We start from the raw sequence: 2,251 nt of genomic DNA on the forward strand, positions 1-2,251 counted from the left end.
GCCTATAATTTTGTAGGACATCCAGATAGATTAAAAACACCATTAATCCGTAAAAATGGTAAGCTGGAAGAAGCTACATGGGATGAAGCCTATGATGTTATTGTTAATAAAATAAAAGAAACAAAGGAGTCCTTTGGACCAGATGCTATTGCAGGATTTTCTTCCGCAAGGGTTACAAATGAAGAAAACTACCTGATGATGAAGCTTATTAGAGGTATTGTGGGTACAAACAATATAGATCATTGTGCTAGACTTTGTCATGCTTCAACAGTTGCAGGACTGGCTACAACCCTTGGCAGTGGCGCAATGACAAATGCCATAAAGGACATTCGTAATGCTGATGTAATATTTGTGACAGGCTCAAATACTACAGAAGCCCATCCAGTTATGGGGGCCTATATCAAGCAGGCGGTTAAAGATGGTAAGAAGTTAATTGTCGCAGATCCTCGAGAAATTGAACTGGCAAAGTATGCTGATGTTTTTATGCAAATCAAGCCAGGAACAAGTGTTGCCCTATCAAATGCCTTGCTTCACGTTATATTAGAAGAGGGGCTAGAGGATAGAGCCTATATAGATAATAATACAGAGGGTTTTGATGAATTAAAGGCATTAGTAAAGGAATATACACCAGAAAAGGCTGCTGAAATATGCGGTGTTAATGCAGATGATATACGAAGGGCTGCTAAGCTATACGGAAAAGCTACAAAGGGAAGTATCGTATATTCAATGGGTATAACACAGCATCATAATGGAACAGAAAACGTAATGAGTTTATCTAACCTTGCATTAGCCACAGGTAACCTTGGAAAAGAAGGTACTGGAGTTAATCCATTAAGAGGACAAAACAATGTTCAAGGTGCCTGCGATATGGGAGCATTACCAAATGTATTCCCGGGCTATCAACAAATAGCAAATAACGAAGCCATTGAAAAGTTTGAAGAGACTTGGGGAGTTAAGCTTTCTAATAAGATGGGGCTAACAGTAACAGAAGCAATACCTGCAGCAGAAAAAGGAGATATAAAGCTTCTCTATATAATGGGAGAAAACCCAATGGTATCCGACCCTGATACAGCCCATGTAGAAAAGGGATTGAAAAACACCTTCCTTGTAGTTCAGGATATTTTCCTAACAGAAACAGCTGAGCTGGCAGATGTAGTATTACCAGCAGCAGCCTTTGCAGAAAAGGATGGTACCTTCACTAATACAGAAAGAAGAGTACAAAGAGTTAGAAAGGCTGTAGATGCTCCAGGTGTTGCTAAATCAGATTGGCAAATACTAATGGAATTAATGAATAGGCTGGGCTATGATAAGAAGTACAATAGCGCAGAAGAAATATTTGAAGAAATTAGAACAGTTACACCACAATATGCAGGTATAACCTATGGTAGAATTGAAGAAGAAGGTATTTGCTGGCCATGTGTGTCAGAAGATCATCCAGGAACTCCAATTCTTCACGTTGATAAGCCAGCTAGAGGTACTGGATTATTTAAATCAGTAGAATGGATTGAATCTACAGAAGTAACCAATGAAGAATATCCTTATGTAATGACAACCGGACGAATTCTATATCAATATCATACCAGAACCATGTCGAACAAATCAGAAGGAATTCAGAAGATTGCTCCGGAGGTTTATGTAGAAATTAATCCTATTTTAGCAGAGGAAAAAGGAATTAAAGATGGAGAAATGATAAAAGTTTCTTCAAAAAGAGGAGAAATTCAAGTTAAGGCAAAAATAACAGATATAGTCGATGAAAATGTAGTCTTTATTCCCTTCCATTGGGCAGATGGTGCTAATGTATTGACCAATGGAGAAATATTAGATAAATATTGTAAGATACCAGGACTTAAAGTAACAGGTGTAAAAATTGAAAAGTTAGCTTAAATAACTATAAAAAGTTGTAAAATTTAATAGTAATTATTTAAACTCAAAGTAGAAAAAAAGAGAGAAATCCTAAAATCGAAAAGGATTTCTCTCTTTTTGTATAATTAATATGGTAAAGAAGTAATGTTAAATAGTATTAGGTGATTATTATTTTCTTATCAATATGGGAATTATTAATACAATTCAAACTATAAAGCTTATCAATCTTTTATTGGTAATTATTTTGATTTAAAAAATAATTATTTAAGTTTTTCGTTAATATTTAAAGGGCTTTATTAGTATTAATCCTTAAAAAAATATTTCATAAAAGAAATTATTGATAAAAAAACAAAAAAAATTAGTTAAAAAATTAACATCGTACTCTTTA

The 2,251-nt window shown here is 34.4% G+C and carries 1 protein-coding gene; it reads left to right on the forward strand.

What is annotated here, in order from left to right; translation table 11 throughout:
• The coding region (gene fdhF, locus BLP68_RS21195) for a formate dehydrogenase subunit alpha (protein ID WP_143003152.1) at positions 1–1,884 on the forward strand (1,884 nt) is incomplete at its 5' end.
• Positions 1,885–2,251 lie beyond the last annotated feature (367 nt).

The sequence above is a fragment of the Alkaliphilus peptidifermentans DSM 18978 genome, assembly GCF_900101495.1.
In the GTDB taxonomy this organism is placed as follows: domain Bacteria; phylum Bacillota; class Clostridia; order Peptostreptococcales; family Natronincolaceae; genus Alkaliphilus_C; species Alkaliphilus_C peptidifermentans.